Here is a 19,607-nt window from a genome sequence, read left to right as displayed (position 1 = left end):
GGAGTTAGTATAAAAAGATAAATGATCTTTAGAATAAGAATCTTCCTAATACGCAATAATACATATATTTTTAACCTATATTACTTTAATACCTATTATTATAAATTTCCATGACAAAAAGGAGGCAGGGAATGTTAATAAAACTAGGAAAATCCCTCCTTATGGCAATATTAATATTAAGTTTAACGGGTTGTGGAAGTCTAAATAAAATCCAAGCAAAACAAATTGAAGAAAAACTATCCGAAATGTATGAAGGGGAGAAATTTAAAGTCCTCGCACTGGGCAACAGATTTGGGACATTGACCAATGATACGGTAACAGCTTTTGTGAAGTCAAAAAAAAACGGATGTTGTGTTTGAATGTCAAATGAATACAAAAGGAAAAATTGTCTCAAGTAATTATCCGGGAAGGGCAATGAACACTCAAGTAGAAAATATTTTAAATAAAAATTTAGCAGACGGAGGAATAACTGCTGACAGCCTAACCTTTGGCTTTGGCGTGGAGGATGTTAGTTATTTAAAACCCAATATGAAATTGTCCGATTATATTTCTACCTATAAACCAGAGTATTTTTCAGGTTATCTAGTAATTAAGGAAAGTAATAATAATACAGGTTCAGCTCTTACGAAGGCATTCCAAGAAAGTTTCGAGGAATTGCAAAACACTCCATTGCAGGCCAATGTGTGGGTGATAGCAGAAGAAAGTTATGATGAGGTTATATCGGAGTTCGTAAAACTTCCTGATGTTAGCAATAGTTGGTTTAAAGATAAAAACACAATTGGTTCATTTCAATTTTCAGTAACAGCAAAGGGTGTAAACATCGATGAGAGTAAATTAAATAATCTACTCAAAGGAGGAGAGTGGCTTGACTTATACTGATGAACAGTTGCGTTATGCTACTGAATTAGCTTAATGTATCCAGGTTTCAAAATCCAAATTCAAATAGAGGAAAATAATTCAAATGCTAAATGAAATATTATCAATTATTTAGAAAAATCGATGAAATTCGGACGTTGGTCAACTATAATAATAATGAGGATAAATTTGGGTTTTACAAAATTGTCATTGATAGAAGTAACGGTCAGCGTTTCTTTTTGTGGAAATGAAATATTCTTGATCCGCAAAGCTGTCCAAAACTAGGGAATTCAGATTTAGAAATAAATAAATTTGACAAACATTACTAGGGTAGCAGAAAAAGGTAAATGGATTTTTCCAAAATAGATCTTTTAAAATGCAATAATACATTACTTTAGCAAACATATGTTACTTAATTCCATTATAAGTAAATTTAGTAACAGAACAGGAGAGTAAGAATGGTAAAAAAACTAGGAAAAAAAGCGAGGTTGCTGATTGTGATGATATCAATATTAAGTTTAATGGGTTGTGAGAGTCTAAATAAAATCCATGCAAAACAAATTGAAGAAAAACTATCTGAAATGTACGGAGGTACGTTTGAAGTCCTTGCACTCGGAAATAGATATGGAACCATGACGAATGATTATGTTAAGGCAAATGTTAAAGCAGTGGATTCGGGTGTTGTATTCTCTGCAAAAATGAACACAAAAGGTGAAATAATTTCTGATAATTATGCGGGTGTTCTAGTATCAAAACAGCTTGAAGATATGCTGAATAGCAACTTAGAAAGTGAAGGAATAACTGCAAAAAGCTTAATGATAGCATTTAGCACTATCGATACAGGTGAAATAGAAGTAGGTATCTCCCTAGATGATTATATTGCAAAACATAAACCTGAATTCTTTGGTGGATATATAGTAGTTAAAGAAAGCCCAAATAATACAGGTGTTGCTCTTACTAACGCATTCCAAAGGACTTTTAATGATATTCAAAATATTGACTTGCGAGCAAATATCTGGGTAATACCGGAAGAAAGTTATGATGAGGTCATTGAGGATTTTTCTCGACTTCCTGAGGTCAGTAATAGTTGGTTTGAAGATAAAAACACACTGAGTAATTTTAAATTTTCAGTTAAAAAGGATAGTGTAAACTTGAGTGAGCATGAATTAGATCAACTGCTCCAAGGAGGAGAGTAACTTGGTTTATTCTGATGAGGAATTAAAAATAGCTACTGATCTTGCTTACATGGACTTTCATGTAGCATTGGAACAGCTAGAAGGGGAAGTGACCGTTGCTGAAGCTATAAAATATATAATTCACCATAATCATGAAAATTTAAGTTCTAAGGATGTCAAGCATTACGAGAAAGTCATAGAGAAAATAGAGAAGATTGAAGCAATAAACAATAATAAATGGAAAATTGCAGATTACAAAAATGATAATGAAGAAGGTCAAACCGGCTTTTACGGCATCGTCATTGACACAGGTGACGGACATATCGTTTCTTTTCGTGGAAGTGAGGATATTCTTGATCTGCAACATGTTAAACAAGATTGGGTGAATGCGGATTTAGCGTTGGTTAATTCGACCTTAACTAAGCAACAACAAAAGGTAAATGAATTTTTGGCGGAAATCAATGAGAGTGACTATATAACAAAATATGACAATATTGCGTTTACCGGTCATTCCTTAGGTGGGAATTTATCGGTGCATGGAACTATTATGTCGACTTTTTATGAAAACATCTTCCCTCGAGTCCGGCAAAGTGTTAATTTCGATGGACCGGGTTTTTCTAAGGAATACTTTGAACATTATAAAGAGCAAATCGACGTAATGAACCAAGTTTTGGACGATAACTTCCGGCACTACCAATGGAGCGTGGTTGGAAGTATTCTTGAGCCGGTACCGGGAATTTACTGTGAAACATTAGCAACGAAGAAAAAGGATGGAATTTTTGATAAGATAGTTAATTTTGCAATCATGGAGCATTCAACGGAAAATCTGAAATTTGATCCATCGGGAAAAGCTTACCGCGGGGAAAAGAGTAAATACGAATACACTGTAGGTAAGTTTACGGAGTTTGTAGACACTTTACCGGAAAAATTGGGAAATGTCCTTGTCGATGTTTTTGGTGGTGTACTGATTGTATCCGCTTGGGTTTCAGACAATAAATTGGTAAAAGCAGTACTTATTGGAGGAGTTGCTCTCGGAGTAACAACTTTTTTAATAGTGGCCGGTCCGCAAGCGATATTCTCGGCAACATTAGCTTTGGCTGGTTCGATAACTTTAGCCGTTGCAGCTATATATTTACTGGTAACTAGAGGTGCAGACATGGAAGTTTTTATAGAAACAGTCCTTGAATTAGCAAAGGAAATAGGCAAGGGTTTTGGTAAAGCATTCAAATGGACGAACGATAAAATTAACCAACTCATTGACTTTATGAGCACGAAAGTTTCACAGATTCGAGACTGGTTTAATCATGTAATGAAATCATACGGTTATGCCGTCGCAACACCAGTTATTGAAGTAAATACAGATAAGTTAAGACATTATGCCGAGCGGTTAGAAAATGTACGCAAGCGACTCCAAAATCTTGACGCAGACATGAATTCCTTATATTTTACAAACGGTTTTCTTGATTTACTAGATATTATCCGAGCAAATCGATTGCCAAACTCTATGAAACTAAAATTTTACATAAACTACCTGGAGGATACAGCAGAGGCTTTTGAAAAGGCCGAACGGAATATTATGGAACAAGTGTAAGTTGCAAGATGCGTAGGTGAAAATAATGGATTTTATGATGGGGGGGAGCTTTGTGGCTAGCTTAGGTAGTCTTCAAAGAGAGTTGAGAAGCATTATTCATGAGTTGGAGAGTATTGCATCCGGTATCTCAAGGGATTTTGAAGGGATTGGCAGTGAGGTTTGTGCAAGAAGAATTCGGGACTTCATTGATCAATGTGAAAATGCACAATATTATCTCGGGCGTGTTGATACTTCTAAGGTACGTGAAGAAAACTAGTTTACTAGAAAAAAACTATGGAAGGTATGTTAATTAAGGAAAATTAAACAATGTAAAGGCGGGGTTATATGGGTGAAAAAATTGTTATTAACACGGATATGGTCGAAAAGACGGCGGTGAAAATTCGCGAAATCAATAATCGGATTAAGGATGATTTTGCAGATGTAGAAACGGCAATTCGGAAACTTGATTCAAGCTGGAACAGTCAAGCGGGCAAAACAGTAATTGGAAAATTTTATAATTTTAGAGATCAATATAGTGATGCCAGATATCAGGTTGTCAATGATTTTTCTAAAATACTTATGCAACAAGTTTCTCCTGATTATCAAAAAACAGAGAAAGCAAACGAATCTTTAGCCGATGCCTTTAAGTAGATCAAAGGGGGGAGAGCCGTGAGTTCGTATATTAAAGTGAATTATAACGAATTAGAAAAGACTGCTGCTACAATTGAAACCTATCTGGATAAGCAAAAAAATTATATGACCAAAGCAACAAATGAAGTAACAACCTTAAAAGCGTTCTGGAGCGGAAAAGATTACGATAATTTTTTGACCCAATGGAATACATTAGATGATAATGATTCAACAACAAAAGCTTTTACCAAATATTTAGAGTCCTATGCGGAAGTATTGAAAAAAGCTGCAAAGGAATACAAAAAGGCTCAGGAAAAAGCAATACGAAGGGCCAATAGTTTATAAGTATTATATGTAAGATTTAAAGTGCGGGAGATTGTTATGGGAAAAACAACGATTGAACAGAAGAAAAACATATGGTATGTCGAAAATAAAATTGTATACCCCGAAGTCATAAATGAACGGGAATTACATGCGATTGAAAGAGGTGTGTCAGAAAACCTTTTACCCATTCGTATTCAACATAAGAAAAAGGCGATTCTTTTAAAAAGCACAATTTCCGGACTAATCCCATTAAAAACATACTTAAGTAGCATTATGACAAAGAAAATGTTCTTAGGTATTGTCTATCATCTGGTGACAATTGTGAAGGAATGTGAACAGAATTTAATGAATACAAGTAATTTAATGTTAAATCTCGACTATATATTTATCGAACCAAGGACAAAAAGAGTTACCTGCTTGTTTTGGCCAATAGTCAATAATCAACACCCGCATTATCCGTCAGAGTTTTTTAAAGAGATGCCGTTTCATGTTGTTTTTGCTCAACATGAAAATCTGGACTATATAAAAGTATATATACAATATTTCAAAAGTGGTACGCCGTTTTCAATTAATAGATTTGAAAAAATGATTCTTGAATTGATGGGGAAAACGGCAGAAAATAATAAGACTGTTTTTTCCGGGCCAACAAACCAAGCATATCAGTTAAATCACGGGGTAAAAGTTGAAAAATCAAATGAACATCATAAAGACATAGCTTATAATCCGTTAGAAATGAATCGTAATCATTCAGTGTCCGGAAGAGAAGTATCTGTCTTTTGTCCAAAATGTGGGGAATTATTGCCGAAAAGCTCAAAGTTTTGTAGCAATTGTGGTTTACCATTATACATGGATGATAGCACTCGGCAGATACCTCTTATGAAAGAGGAAAAAACTGAATTAAATCGTATTCAAACCGAGAATTTCAGTGAAACAACCGTATTAGGAGAAACAACGGAAGGAACCACGGTGCTTGGGGCAGACATGCTTGAAGAACCAAGTTTTCCTTATTTAATTCGAGAAAAAACAGGGGAAAAGATTCATATCGATAAACCCTCCTTCCGTATAGGAAAAGAACGTCAGTACTGTGATTATTTTATATTCGATAATAGCGCCATCAGTCGGAGTCATGCCGATATTATTACAAAAAACGGCCGATATTTTGTCATGGATCATAATTCAACAAATAAAACATATGTAGATGGTCGTGTCATACCTATTCATCAGGAGATTGAAATTTTCTCAGGTACAAAACTAAAACTGGCAAATGAAGAGTTTACATTTTATATCTAAGTAAGGATGATGCTGAAATGGAAGTACTGACAGCAGCATGTACGGATATTGGAATCAGAAAAAAGAGTAACCAAGATAGTTATTTATTAAAGGTTGCGGAAACGTACTTGGGTAAAGTTGTTTTAGCCGTTATTTGTGATGGGATGGGGGGGCTTTCTAAAGGAGAGGTTGCCAGTGCCAGTGTGATAAATGCCTTTTCTGATTGGTTTGAAAAGGAACTCCCCGGACAACTTGAACAGTTAAATATGGGTGATATTCAATATCGTTGGGAACGGATGATTAGGGAACAAAATCACCGAATCGCTGAGTACGGGAGAAAAGAACAGGTCAAGCTTGGGACAACGGCAACAGCACTTCTCTTAATCGATACAAAAGCCTTGTTAATTGGTCATGTTGGCGATTCACGGGTATATCGCATTAATGACGGTATCGAACAGATGACGGAAGACCAAACACTCATTTTTCGGGATATAAAATGGGGGATCATTACACCGGAACAAGCAAAGACAGATCCAAGACGGCATGTACTTTTGCAGTGTATCGGAGCATCAAGACTGGTAGAGCCGGTATTTATATCAGGAGTTCCTCGTACAGGTGAGCTGTTTATGCTATGTTCAGACGGTTTTCGTCACATGGTTACGGAGCAGGAAATATATCAAGCGTTCGCTCCGGAAGTACTAACGGATGAAGCGGAAATGGAACGAAGAGCAAAAGCATTAGTTGAGCTAAATAAGACGAGGAATGAAACAGATAATATTACCGTTTTGCTTGTCAAAATTTTGTAAGGTAGGGATATTGTTTGGTTGCGATAGGTTCTGTTATAGATGAAAAATATGAGATTTTAAAGTTAATCGGTCAAGGCGGCATGTCCAAAGTTTACCTTGCGATGGATAAGCGACTGAACAAACAGTGGGCCGTTAAAGAGATTCAAAAAAGGGCGAGAAATAAACATAATGAAGTGGTGATTCAAAGCGCGATCGCGGAAGCCAATATGATAAAAAATCTGGACCATCCCTCACTTCCTCGGATCGTGGATATTATAGACAGCGGAAACGTTATTTACGTGATAATGGATTATATAGAAGGGGAGCCCCTTAGTCAAATCATCGAAGAATACGGTGCACAGCCCCAAGAAATCGTTATTGAGTGGGCGAAACAACTTTGTGAAGTTCTTGACTACTTACATACTTGTAATCCGCCCATTATTTATCGAGATATGAAACCGGCAAATGTCATGTTAAAACCGGATGGAAATATAAAATTAATTGATTTTGGTATTGCCAGGGAATATAAAGAGAAAAATTTGGCAGATACAGTGAGTTTAGGTACAAAAGGATATGCAGCACCGGAACAATTTGGCGGACAAGGTCAAACCGATCCAAGAACAGATGTGTATTGTCTCGGCGTAACTTTGTATCATTTAGTAACAGGTCATAATCCGAGTGAACCTCCCTATGAGTTATATCCAATCCGTCAATGGAACCCAAATTTATCAGGGGGTTTAGAAAGAATTATTCAGAAGTGTACTCAATTAAATCCGGATGACCGTTATCAATCTTGTGCGGAATTATTATATGCGCTGAATCATTATGAAGAAGCGGATGATGAATATCGAATAAAGCAAAAAAAGAAACTGCGACGTTTTAGTTTTGTCGTAGGTGCAGCTATTTTTTCTCTTGGGATTGGGATATTTGGACAGGTTATGAACAATCAAATAAACAACAACGATTATAACAATAATATCGAATGGGCTGAGAAAGCAACGAAGAACGAAGAAAAACTAAAATATTATTTGAATGCGATTGATATTAAACCAACTGCCAATGATGCGTATCTCGGCTTAATTGAATTTTTTAAAAGTGATACGGTTTTTACGGTTGAAGAAGAAGAACAATTGAAGAAAAAGATGACGACTAATTTTACAAATGTAGCGGAAGACGATACTGAATATGCAGATCTTGCCTTCGAAATCGGTAAATTATATTGGTATTACTATGATTATGGCAGGACGGAAAACAATGATAACCAGATTACAAGAATGAAAAGTTCAACACAATGGTTTGAAGATGCCGTTACATATGGCACGGCTGACAGAGACTATTATGAGATGGCCATTATTTATCGGGATATTGGTAAATTTAACGCTGAAATTAACTCCCAAATTGAAGAAGCTTCCGATAAAGGATTATATTTGCCTTACTGGGAAAATATTCAAAGTTTGCTTACATTAGTTGAAGAAAATCCGGACGAAAGCGAACTTGTAAAACTGGAACTTTATAAATTAGCAGCTAATGCAATTGAAAATTATGCGAGAAAATTTAAAGCAGATGGCGTTAAAGAGAAAGAAATTCGTGCTGTTTTTGAAACCGTGAAAAAGAGCACGGTAAATGTTGTCACAACAACAGATAAAACGGAAACAATGAAAAATGAGATTATCAATCGTTTTGAAACAATTGAAAAGTCTATCACGAATGCATATAGGAACCAAGGGGGGTGATTTCCATCGATGCAACAGATTGGTTCATTGTTTCTGTTGTAGGTTATTCTCTGGCAGGTTTACTTTTTATCATTGCCATTATTATGTTTTTTAAATTAAAAATACCTGCAGTTATTGGAGATCTTTCAGGCAGAACAGCGGCAAAACAAATTCAAGAACTACGCAAACGGAATTCATCTACAGGTATAAAACTGTACAAACCGGATGTTTTTAATATAGAAAGGGGGAAATTAACGGAACCTGTTAAAAACTCAGATAAACTTACCCGAGAGACGATGGTAAATCAACCGGAAGATCCATCATTGGCTACCGTTGTATTGAATGATGAGACAACAGCTTATCAAGAAACAATGCTGTTAACAGAAGAAACTGAATTGTTATTTGATGACAGGACTGAGGTGTTGGATGAGGATGTAACAGTGGCCGCCGATGAAACAACAGTTCTGGACCAAACAGAAGAATTGCCATATCAAGAGCCTACAGTTAAGCAAGTTAAAGATTTTAAAATGATAAAAGATATGAAAGTAACCCATACGGATGAGACCATTTAAAATAATTCAGTTTTAGAAGATCTGGCAGATAAGTATAAAGTGTTTTTGGGGGGAGAGAAATGCACAAAAAGAAAGGATCAAAGACGATTCGTTTCGTATCAATGATTCTGGCAATTATGTTAGTTTTTAGTAACATGCCAATCAGCGTGATTACATTTGCCAATACGACAGAACCTGCACAATCATTGCAGGATGTAGAAGGACAAGCCCGGGTTCAAATGACCGTCGAAATAAATCACGATTATGGGAAAGTAAGATTGAATGGGAATCCCTATAAGGACGGTGAAACACTTGAGGTTACAGCGGGAGAATCGATAGATATAGATGTTACCCCGGATGATGGATATAAAATTCAATCTATCTCCATTGGCGGTGAAAATCAAGAAATTACCGATGAAAGTAAGTTTACAAAAACCATCCAAAATATCAAGACGAATACAACCATTGAAGTAGCTTTTATCGAAAAAGAGGTTTCTCCTCAAGAGTTTGACGTTACTGTTGATACAAACGAGAATAATGGTGAAGTCATCATAAATGGAACTAAGTTAACAGACAACGGAACATTATCTGTATTAGCAGGACAACCGGTTGAGGTATCAATTACGGCAAAAGACGGGTATGATATTCAATCAGTCACAATTGGAGACGAAAACCAGACAATAACCGATAAAAAAAGATTTTCCAAAAGAATTGAAAAAATAACAGAGGATACTACCATTACGGTTATATTTGCTGTAACAACCCATACCATTTCTTTCGCTGTTAATGGAGAAGGGAAAGTAAAAGACGGAGATATCGATATTATTTCCGATGGCGGGCAAGTTAGACAAGTTCAGCAAGGAGCGGATTTTTCCTTTCTTATGGTTCCTGCCGCCGGTTATCACTTGGCGGGTGTTCGTATTGATGGTGCAGAAATTGATCTGGAAAGGGATGAAAATCTAAAAAAACAAGCGGATAACAGTTACCAATATACATTTCGAAATGTGACAAAGGATTGCTCCGTAGAAGTGTTCTTTGCAATTAATGAATACTCGGTCCGTGCAGAACCAACAGAAAACGGTACGGCTCACTTAGATAAAGGCATCGTCCGGCATGGTGGAACGGCTATTTTGACAATGACACCGGATGCTGACTACCGGGTTGCATCTGTAACTATTAATGAGACGCAATATACGGATATAAGTAATGACCCTAATTTTATTGAAGATGAAGAGGGAAATGTTATTTTTAACATATCAAATATAACTTCGGATAAAGTGGTAAAAGTTAAATTTCAAAAAATGGACTCGTTAACGGGTTCATGGACCGAATTCGTGTCAGTCCTTCCGAAAAAGGGAAAAATAGTAGATTCATATGTTAAAGATGATAAAGAAGTATTTGTATTTTCTAAAGAAGCAGAAGCCGAGGTTATTCCGCTTGAACCCTACGACGGCATAAAGATTAATAAAAAATGGTGGAGAACAAAATATAACTTTAATGAACCGAAGACCATCAAAGATATCAAAGTAAAAGAATTTGGTCTAAAATGGCCAAAGAATGTACCATTAGATAATGAAATTCTTATTTTGTTTGATACAATAGCTCCGGTTGTAGGCAAACCCACAATAGATGAGGAAAAATGGCATAATGGTAAGATAACTGTTTCAGGTAATATTGAAAATCCAACCCAAACCTTTGAGGGGGTTACATATTCTACCGATATCGAAAAAGTGTATTATTGTCAAGGAACTGATTTAAGAAACGGTGAGTTGGCAACATATAATCAAGAAACAGGGGAATATACCTTTGAAACAGCAGATATCGATTACAATGGAAAATATTCCATTTGGGCAGAGGATCAAGCAGGGAATATATCTAAAGTAACAGTGATAAATGTAAAAATTGATAAGACAGCACCAAATCTTGTTGAAGGGGAAAAGGCGGTTACCTTTGAGCAAGAAAACGACGATACCCTTTCTAGGATTCTTAACTTTTTAACCTTTGGTACTTTCTTCAATAAACAAGTAAAAATAACTGTTCAAGCCCAGGACGATGGTTCCGGAGTTCAATCGATAAAACTGATAACCGATGATGATTCTGTTGTTCCGGAGTTAGTTCCCGGAAGCTTTAAAATGGATGGGAGAACTGCACAGGCAGAATTTATTCTTGATGAGGAGGCATTTGCAGGTTCTTTTAAGGTCGTCATTAAAGATAATGTTAACAATGAACAAACGGTACCGGTAACAAGTAAGAACTCAAATATTGAAGCGGATAACAGCGGGATTATTATGGTGGAACAAAATAAACCTGTTGTAAACATATCGGTTGACCCGCATGTTGATGGATACATGTATAACGGTGATGTTACTTATAACTTTACTGTAAGTGATGAAACTTCCGGAGATAATAACGATTTAGAATCGGGTATTAATTCAGTAATTATTCGAATTAATGGGAAAGAAGCAATCAGAAAACATTATCACGAATATCCGGAAAAACAACTGAACCCGGTAATTGAAAGCCTTCATACAGCCGATTATGAACCGCAACAAGACGGATCATATCATGTAGTTATCGAGGCTGTTGATAATGCAGGAAACGTAAGTACGAAGGAAATCATAACATATAAAGACGAAGTAGTTCCGGAAATCAATGATATTATTTTTTCGACAGATGGTGGACAGGGATTAACAGGGAATATCCAGAACTATGTGGAATTAACGGAATATGGATTTTTCTTTAAAGAGCAAGTACGGGTTACCGTTCATGCCTCCGATTTGACCAAACCGCAACAATATACGAGTGGAGTAAAATCAATAGTCGTTTATTTAAAGGATTATGCGGAGGGAAAATATTTTAAAGTGTTACAAGATGGTCAATTAGCGCAAATAACGGAGTCTGAGCTTGGCAGTATTGAGCCTGTTGAAACAGATGGAGAATTTTCTTTTATTGCTCCAAAGAATTTTAAGGGGCAAATTTTTGCCAAGGCGATTGACAAAGTAAATAACGAAAGTGCGTTTGCAACACCAAAAGGCACGATCATTGAAACTGAGCAACAACATAAACTGGAAGAACACATCAAGATTGATAAACCGGAAGCAAAGTTCAAGGATAATAAAAACTTGGATTTATATGCTGGTCAAGTTAATGTTAATCTAACCGTAACGGATACGTATTCCGGGATTGAAAAAATTGAATGGTCGGTCGTCTCCCCATATGATACGAAAAACAATCAATCAGGCGCACTTAAAATCAATAATGATAAGACATATGCTGCCGGCAGTAGCGCGGAAGGATGGACGCAAACAAAAACCGATCATAACATAGTTACGGAGATGACGAAAACTATTACAGTCAATAACAATAGTAATGATATAGTTTTACAAGTAAAAATGACGGATCGGGCAGGAAACACTTCCGAGGAACAAATTCATTTCAGTATTGATAAGACAGCACCTACCATACAATATTCGTATGATAACAATAGACCGGATGCGGAAAATGCTAAATTTTATAATGCAAAACGGACAGCGACCATTGTAATAACTGAGCGCAATTTTAAACCCGAGGATGTTGAGTATGTCATCGCAAATTCAGATGGAGTGATTCCTAAGCTAAACGGTTGGCGCACTGTACCAAATCCCGAAAACCCGGATCAAACTTTGCATATTGCAACCGTTGATTATACAGCTGACGGGGACTATACATTTGATATTAGTTATAAAGATCTTGCGGGTAATCAAGCCCCTGCAGTTGAACAAGATTCTTTTACAATTGATCAGACAAAACCGGAAATTCAAGTTTCCTACAATAATAACTCTGCTACCAACGGCAATTATTTTAAGCAAGATCGGACGGCAACTATAGTCATTAAAGAACATAATTTTGATCCAAGTCGGATACGGATTACCGGTACGGCAACAGATAATGGGAATTCCATTGCGTTTCCTGCTTTAAGCGGATGGAGGACGAACGGAGATATTCACACAGCGACCATTCATTATGCCCAGGATGGAAAGTATAGTTTTGACATTGATTTTACCGATATGGCCGGTAATGTAATGGCTGATTATAAGGTAGATGAATTCATTGTTGACCAAACAGCTCCTGAATTAACAATTACAGGTGTTCAAGATCGCTCTGCCAATAATGGTGATGTTATTCCCATTGTTACTTATTCGGATACAAATTTTGACGCAAAAACAGTAAAAATTGAATTAACAGGAGCAAACCGACAAACCGTTAAGTTAAACGGAAATTTTTCTGATATACCGAATGGCCAAGTATTTACCTTTAATAATTTTGAAAGAACGAAGGAAAATGATGATATTTATACACTGAAAGCTACCTTGACAGACCGGGCAGGAAATGAAACAACCGAAACGATTACTTTCTCAGTAAATCGTTTTGGATCCGTATATGTATTTGACGAATCTTTACGGGATCTAAATGGAAAATTTGTTCAGAAAGAAATGGATGTAATTGTAACAGAAACGAATGTAGACCACTTAAATAAAGATAGTATCCAAGTAAAGATGACAAAAGATGGAGTTCCGCAAGATTTAGTTGAAGGTAAGGACTATAAGGTTACAGAAACCGGGGGTAATGATCAGTGGAGTCAGTATACGTACGTAATTGATAAAAAAAATTTCAGTGGTGACGGGAAGTATACAGTCGCCCTATATTCCGAAGATGCAGCCGGGAATGTAAATGAAAATATTGATGCAAAAAAGGCGGCGGAAATTTCATTTGGTGTTGATAAAACAGCACCGGTAATTGTCCCAATTAATATTGAAGATGACACGCAATATCCGGTAGATACCAAACCTGTAGTCGTCTCCATTACCGATAATTTAGTGCTTTCTTCAGCCTCGGTCTTTTTAAATGATAAAGAAGTTGAATACACAGTAGACGGAGGAAACTATACATTTACAGTACCGAGTGGGAATTCACCGCAGGATGTTCGAATTGTAGCGGTGGATGCGGCCGGCAACGTTATTAAAAAAGAAGTTAGAGATATTTTAGTTTCAACAAACTTCTTTGTTCGTTTATATAATAATACACCGTTATTCATCGGATCTCTTGCCGGGGCAGGTGCCTTTATTGTGGGGGTTGGATCTTACTTTGTATTCTTTAGAAAGAAAAAGGATGATGATAGAGCGGTTGAAGCATAGGAGGTTAAAACATGTCTGACCAAATCATTATTTCACTTTTAATCGGTGGTTTTATCATTAACCTCACAACAATGATATTAGTGATTATATTGTTAAAAAAGATTAAAGGAAAAATAATTGAAAATGTTGAAAACGGAGTAGCACAAATTGCCGGCACAAATGAGACAAAAGATTCTGCCGTGTTAGGAGTCGTATTCTGCCGTAACTGCGGACAACAATATGACTCGTTAAAAACTGTATGTCCGCATTGTAAAACACCAAGGTAATTGCAAATAAATAAAGTGATTTACTATCTTCGTAGGTTAATATAAAGTGCAACTTCTGTCAGTACGGGGTTTCTTCATCTTCCACTGATGGGACGCATGCGGGCAACACATCCCCCACCAATCTTCTTTGTAAACTCGAAAATTGTGAGGTGGGGGTGAACTCCCTGTTAAGGTAGGATAAATTAACGCTTGGAAAAAGTCACGATGGATTTTTTTCGGGCGTTTTTTAAAGTAACGGAGGAAAGAAAGCAACAGTTGGATAAGAATCTCAAAGATTTATAAAGTCGGTGATGAAACGACAACAAACCTAAGAAATGAACATTATTTTGTTTAAAAAATCACAAATCAAATATTTGCATAATTTCCACATTTGGTGTAAATTGTAACTATCTTAGAATAGTAAAATAATGTTTTAATCACTGAAAGATTCTGGTAGACTAGAATTAGGTTATAATTGATTCGGGAAAGGTGTGTAGTCTGACTGTTTTCCGTCTTTTTTCGGAATGCAACCGCCTGCAGCTTTTCCAAGAATTCAAAAGGGGATAAGGTGGGGAAAATGAGTAATAGACAAACAAAAACAGATGTCATCTTAATTGGCGCCGGAATTATGAGTGCCACGCTCGGTTCGTTGTTAAAGGAATTGATACCGGAGTGGGAAATTACAGTGTTTGAAAAGCTCGAAAAACCCGGAGAGGAAAGTTCCAATGAATGGAATAATGCGGGGACGGGTCATTCTGCACTGTGCGAGCTCAACTACACCGTCGAAAAACCGGACGGATCCATAGATATTAGCAAAGCAATAAAAGTTAATGAACAGTTTCAAGTATCAAAACAATTTTGGTCTTATCTTGTAAAAAGTAATTTGATTCGTAATCCACAGGACTTTATCATGCCATTACCCCATATGAGTTTTGTCGAAGGGGATAAGAACGTAGAATTTTTAAGAAAACGCTTTAATGCATTAGCTGATAACCCGCTGTTCCAAGGGATGGAATTTTCGGATGATCCGGAAAAACTGAAAGAATGGATTCCGGTGATGATGGAAGGCCGTAAACTAAATGAACCGATTGCGGCTACAAAAATGGATTCCGGAACAGATGTCAACTTTGGTGCATTAACTCGAATGTTGTTTGAACACTTAAAAGAGGAAAACGTCGAGATTAACTATAAACATTATGTGAAAGATATTAAACGGACAAGTGAAGGATTGTGGGAAGTAAAAGTACATGATATTGACGCCGGTCAAAATAAGTCTTATATAGCAAAATTTATTTTTATCGGTGCCGGTGGCGGTTCTTTGCCGTTATTGCAAAAAACGGGAATTCCTGAATCAAAACATATTGGCGGTTTCCCGGTTAGCGGATTATTTATGGTTTGTAAAAATGAAGAACTTATCGAAAAACATCATGCAAAAGTTTACGGTAAAGCAAAAGTTGGCGCCCCGCCGATGTCCGTGCCACATCTTGATACCCGGTATATTAATAATAAAAAGACATTGTTGTTTGGACCGTTTGCCGGTTTCTCACCGAAATTCTTAAAAACCGGTTCAAACTTTGATTTAATTAGCTCCGTAAAACCAAATAATGTACTTACGATGTTGGCTGCCGGTGTAAAAGAAATGTCGCTAACAAAATACTTAATTCAACAACTTATGTTATCAAATGAACAACGGTTAGAGGAGTTACGTGAGTTTATTCCGAACGCCAAACTTGAGGATTGGGATATGGTCGTAGCAGGTCAACGTGTACAAGTAATTAAAGATACGGAGACCGGTGGGAAAGGAACACTTCAATTCGGTACAGAAGTAGTAAATAGCAGTGATGGCTCGATTGCCGCTTTACTTGGTGCTTCACCCGGCGCTTCAACAGCCGTACATGTTATGCTTGAAGTATTGGACAGATGTTTCCCGCAATATATGCCGAAATGGGAATCAAAAATTAAAGAAATGATTCCTTCCTATGGTGTATCTTTAGCTAAAAACCCGGACCTTCTTCAAGAAATTCATTCCTCTACAGCAAAGACGCTTGGCCTAGAGGAAGAAATACCGACAAATACGGATGACAAAACTCGTCAGTTACAGGAAGTATAAATTGCCGATTTGGCAATTGTACTTCCTTTTCCTATTATTAAACGCCTCCATTGTTACACGATTATTCATCACATAACCTAAAACCGTTTATTGGAAGTGAACTTATGAAGTATGGGGAAATAGTCCATGGTAAACTGCATCGGCGGGTGAATAGATTTATTGCCGAAGTTTTCATTCATGGAAAAAAAGAAGCGGCTCATATTAAAAATACCGGCCGTTTAACAGAGTTGCTACAACCGGATGCTGACGTGCGGTTGGAAGTCAGTGATAATCCAAATAGGAAAACAAAATATTCTCTCATTGCTGTTTGTAAAAATCATATTTGGGTAAATATTGATTCACAAGCTCCCAATACCGTTGTTTTTGAGGCAATTGCAGCGGGAAAGGTGAAAGAACTTGGAATGGTAAACATGGTAAAAAGGGAAGTTCCGTTTGGCGATTCCCGGTTTGATCTCTATTTTGAAAAGGGAAATGAAAGCGGCTTTATTGAAGTGAAAGGTGTCACATTGGAAAAGAACGGGCTAGCACTATTTCCGGATGCACCGACATCACGAGGGACAAAACATATATTGGAGTTGGCGAAAGCGGTACAAAAGGGATACAGTGCAACCATCTTGTTTGTCGTACAAATGAAAGGTTGCTCCACATTTACTCCTAATAAAGAAATGGATAAAACTTTTTCAGAATCCTTATTAAAAGCAGCGCAACAAGGTGTGCAAATTTTAGCATATGACGCAATTGTAAAAGTCGATGAACTTGTTTTAGACGATCCGCTTCCTGTTGTATTATCATAAAAAGGGTATATTACCAATTGTAAATGAATAACATTACGAAGTCAGACACCAAAAACACATAGAAAGAATAAAAATATAAAAAACCGTTATACTACAGAATAAGCAGTATAACGGTTTTTTGCGTAGTTTTTTTGGTTTCCGGGTTAGTTTCGGATTAAATAATCAAATGCTCCCAAGGCCGCCGTTGCACCGGATCCCATGGAAATGATAATTTGTTTATATGGACTATCACTACAGTCACCGGCAGCAAAGACACCCGGGATATTGGTTGCACCACGCTTATCAACAATAATTTCACCCATGCGATTTCGTTCAACCGTACCTTCTAACCAATCGGTGTTTGGAACAAGACCGATTTGAACAAAAACACCGGCTAGTTCAATATGGTGTTCTTCTCCGGTTGCACGGTCAATATAAGTTAGTCCGTTTACTTTATCAGTTCCGGTAATTTCCTTTGTCTGGGCGTTTGTAATCACTGTCACATTTGATAAACTGTGAAGACGTTCTTGAAGTACTTGGTCGGCTTTTAATTCCGGCATAAATTCAATAACGGTCACATGTTTAACAACTCCTGCGAGATCAATTGCCGCTTCAATCCCGGAATTTCCACCACCGATGACCGCAACATGTTTTCCGGCAAACAACGGACCGTCACAATGCGGGCAATAGGCGACACCTTTTGTCTTGAATTCTTCTTCACCCGGTACGCCAATATTGCGCCAACGTGCACCGGTTGATAGAATGACCGTCTTACTTTTTAACACTGCGCCATTTTCCAATTCAATATGGACAAGGTGATCTTTCTTTTCTAAACGTTTTGCCCGTTGCAAGTTCATTATATCAATATTGTATTCTTTTACATGCTCTTCTAAACTGGCAGCAAGTTGCGGCCCCTCAGTGTATTTTACGCTGATAAAGTTTTCAATGCCCTTGGTATCCATGATTTGACCGCCGAATCGTTCTGCCACAATTCCGGTACGAATTCCTTTCCGAGCGGCGTAAATAGCGGCACTCGCACCGGCAGGACCACCGCCGACAACGAGAACGTCAAACGGATCTTTATTCATAAACTCAGATGGGTCCGATGTTTTCCCAAGTTTGACCAGAATTTCTTCGAGTGACATCCGGCCGCTGCCAAATTCCTCGCCGTTTAAGAAAACAGTCGGCACCGCCATAATGTTTTTACTTTCGGCTTCTTCTTTGTAAGCCGCACCGTCAATCATTGTATGTGTAATATTCGGGTTAAGGACACTCATGATGTTTAGAGCCTGAACAACTTCAGGACAATTATGACAAGTTAAGCTGACGAATGTTTCAAAATGATATTCACCGGTTAAGCTTTTAACTTGGTCGATCAGTTTTTGTTCAACTTTTGGCGGTCGACCGCTTACCTGTAATAGCGCAAGCACAAGTGAAGTAAATTCATGGCCTAAAGGAATACCGGCAAAAACAACTCCGGTATCTTCTCCCACACGATTCACACTAAAGCTTGGTGTTCTTTGTAAAGTAGTATGTTCAATTTTAATTTTCGGTGACATCGTAGCCAGCTCGTCAACAAGAGCCAGCATGTCACCTGATACTTTATCAGAACCCGCACTTACTTTAATGATGATATCGCTCTCCATTAACTGAAGATATTGATTTAATTGTGCTTTAATATCCGCATCTAGTATCATTTATAAGCACTCCTTAAATTTTTCCGACAAGGTCAAGACTCGGTTTCAGCGTTTCTCCAGTTTCTTTCCATTTTGCCGGACAAACTTCACCAGGATGTGTGCGAACATATTGAGCTGCTTTAATTTTGTCAACTAGGCTGGCTGCATCACGTCCAATACCGTCTGCATTAATTTCAACTGCTTGAATGACACCATCCGGATCGATAATGAATGTTCCACGATCTGCAAGACCTTCTTCTTCCCTTAGGACATCAAACATTTCGATAAGTTTATGGGAAGGGTCCCCAATCATCGTATATTCAATTTTACTAATGGCATCGGAATGGTCATGCCAAGCTTTATGAGTAAAATGTGTATCGGCTGAACAGGAATAAACTTCAACGCCAAGATCTTTGAAAGTCGCATAATGTTCTTGGAGGTCTTCGAGTTCAGTCGGGCAAACAAATGTAAAATCTGCCGGATAGAAACATAAAATGCTCCAATGTCCTTTGAAATCTTCTTCCGTTACTTCTACAAATTCGCCGTTTTTGTATGCTTGTAATTTAAATGGTAATACTTGCTTTCCTACTAATGACATAATAAATACCTCCTATGTATTATTGAGAATATTTTAGAATTCTGTAAAAATATGGGAAAATTTTGTGAAGCGCATAACAAATTTCTTTTACAATAATTATTATATAATAATAAATATATTTGTCAAACAAAAGGCCCGGGTAGTACAATTTCCCTGTATT

At 37.1% G+C, this 19,607-nt stretch carries 17 protein-coding genes; 15 read left to right on the top strand and 2 right to left on the bottom strand.

Annotated elements, in window-relative coordinates:
- The first annotated feature begins 131 nt into the window (after nt 1-131).
- From BT1A1_RS17010 to sfsA, 15 genes are all read left to right on the top strand, one after another.
- Nucleotides 132-359 carry a hypothetical protein gene (locus BT1A1_RS17010; RefSeq protein ID WP_034773539.1) on the top strand — a complete coding sequence of 76 codons (228 nt, stop codon included), beginning with the start codon at nt 132-134 and terminating at the stop codon, nt 357-359.
- Between the two features lie 7 nt (nt 360-366).
- Entirely contained in the window at nt 367-879 is a 513-nt protein-coding gene (locus BT1A1_RS17005) for a hypothetical protein (protein ID WP_156103295.1), read from the top strand.
- 434 nt (nt 880-1,313) lie between these two features.
- Nucleotides 1,314-2,051 (top strand): hypothetical protein, encoded by a 738-nt coding sequence (locus BT1A1_RS17000; RefSeq protein ID WP_034773537.1) that lies wholly within the window; start codon nt 1,314-1,316, stop codon nt 2,049-2,051.
- Nucleotide 2,052: 1 nt separating this feature from the next.
- Entirely contained in the window at nt 2,053-3,621 is a 1,569-nt protein-coding gene (locus BT1A1_RS16995) for an Mbeg1-like protein (RefSeq protein ID WP_034773536.1), read from the top strand.
- Nucleotides 3,622-3,673: 52 nt separating this feature from the next.
- Nucleotides 3,674-3,877 (top strand): hypothetical protein, encoded by a 204-nt coding sequence (locus BT1A1_RS16990; RefSeq protein WP_156103294.1) that lies wholly within the window; start codon nt 3,674-3,676, stop codon nt 3,875-3,877.
- A 68-nt stretch (nt 3,878-3,945) separates the two neighbouring features.
- Nucleotides 3,946-4,251: a hypothetical protein gene (locus BT1A1_RS16985; RefSeq protein WP_034773534.1), complete on the top strand. Its 306-nt coding sequence runs from the start codon at nt 3,946-3,948 to the stop codon at nt 4,249-4,251.
- 18 nt (nt 4,252-4,269) lie between these two features.
- A complete protein-coding gene (locus BT1A1_RS16980; RefSeq protein WP_034773533.1) occupies nt 4,270-4,575 on the top strand; it encodes a WXG100 family type VII secretion target in 306 nt (101 codons plus the stop codon).
- Nucleotides 4,576-4,611: 36 nt separating this feature from the next.
- A complete protein-coding gene (locus tag BT1A1_RS17575) occupies nt 4,612-5,844 on the top strand; it encodes an FHA domain-containing protein (protein WP_051989213.1) in 1,233 nt (410 codons plus the stop codon).
- A gap of 17 nt (nt 5,845-5,861) precedes the next feature.
- A complete protein-coding gene (locus tag BT1A1_RS16970) occupies nt 5,862-6,629 on the top strand; it encodes a PP2C family protein-serine/threonine phosphatase (protein WP_034773532.1) in 768 nt (255 codons plus the stop codon).
- A 14-nt stretch (nt 6,630-6,643) separates the two neighbouring features.
- Nucleotides 6,644-8,341, top strand: a complete 1,698-nt coding sequence (locus tag BT1A1_RS16965) for a serine/threonine-protein kinase (protein ID WP_034773530.1) — start codon at nt 6,644-6,646, stop codon at nt 8,339-8,341.
- The gene (locus BT1A1_RS16960) at nt 8,338-8,892 is read left to right on the top strand and encodes a hypothetical protein (RefSeq protein ID WP_034773527.1); all 555 of its coding nucleotides are present in this window, start codon (nt 8,338-8,340) and stop codon (nt 8,890-8,892) included. The genes BT1A1_RS16965 and BT1A1_RS16960 overlap by 4 nt, the downstream gene beginning before the upstream one ends.
- A 59-nt stretch (nt 8,893-8,951) precedes the next feature.
- Nucleotides 8,952-14,045, top strand: a complete 5,094-nt coding sequence (locus BT1A1_RS16955; protein ID WP_034773524.1) for an InlB B-repeat-containing protein — start codon at nt 8,952-8,954, stop codon at nt 14,043-14,045.
- An 11-nt stretch (nt 14,046-14,056) separates the two neighbouring features.
- Nucleotides 14,057-14,311 (top strand): hypothetical protein, encoded by a 255-nt coding sequence (locus tag BT1A1_RS16950; protein WP_034773521.1) that lies wholly within the window; start codon nt 14,057-14,059, stop codon nt 14,309-14,311.
- A gap of 556 nt (nt 14,312-14,867) precedes the next feature.
- Nucleotides 14,868-16,400 carry a malate:quinone oxidoreductase gene (locus BT1A1_RS16945; protein ID WP_051989212.1) on the top strand — a complete coding sequence of 511 codons (1,533 nt, stop codon included), beginning with the start codon at nt 14,868-14,870 and terminating at the stop codon, nt 16,398-16,400.
- Between the two features lie 104 nt (nt 16,401-16,504).
- Nucleotides 16,505-17,194 carry a DNA/RNA nuclease SfsA gene (gene sfsA / locus BT1A1_RS16940; protein ID WP_034773518.1) on the top strand — a complete coding sequence of 230 codons (690 nt, stop codon included), beginning with the start codon at nt 16,505-16,507 and terminating at the stop codon, nt 17,192-17,194.
- 143 nt (nt 17,195-17,337) lie between these two features.
- Here the strand turns inward: sfsA and ahpF are convergent, their stop codons facing one another.
- Nucleotides 17,338-18,870: an alkyl hydroperoxide reductase subunit F gene (gene ahpF, locus BT1A1_RS16935; RefSeq protein WP_034773516.1), complete on the bottom strand. Its 1,533-nt coding sequence runs from the start codon at nt 18,868-18,870 to the stop codon at nt 17,338-17,340.
- A 13-nt stretch (nt 18,871-18,883) separates the two neighbouring features.
- Nucleotides 18,884-19,447 (bottom strand): alkyl hydroperoxide reductase subunit C, encoded by a 564-nt coding sequence (gene ahpC / locus BT1A1_RS16930; protein WP_034773514.1) that lies wholly within the window; start codon nt 19,445-19,447, stop codon nt 18,884-18,886.
- Nucleotides 19,448-19,607 lie beyond the last annotated feature (160 nt).

The organism is Caldibacillus thermoamylovorans, from assembly GCF_000751775.1.
Lineage (GTDB): Bacteria > Bacillota > Bacilli > Bacillales > Caldibacillaceae > Caldifermentibacillus > Caldifermentibacillus hisashii.
This window is presented reverse-complemented; position numbering and strand designations above follow the sequence as displayed.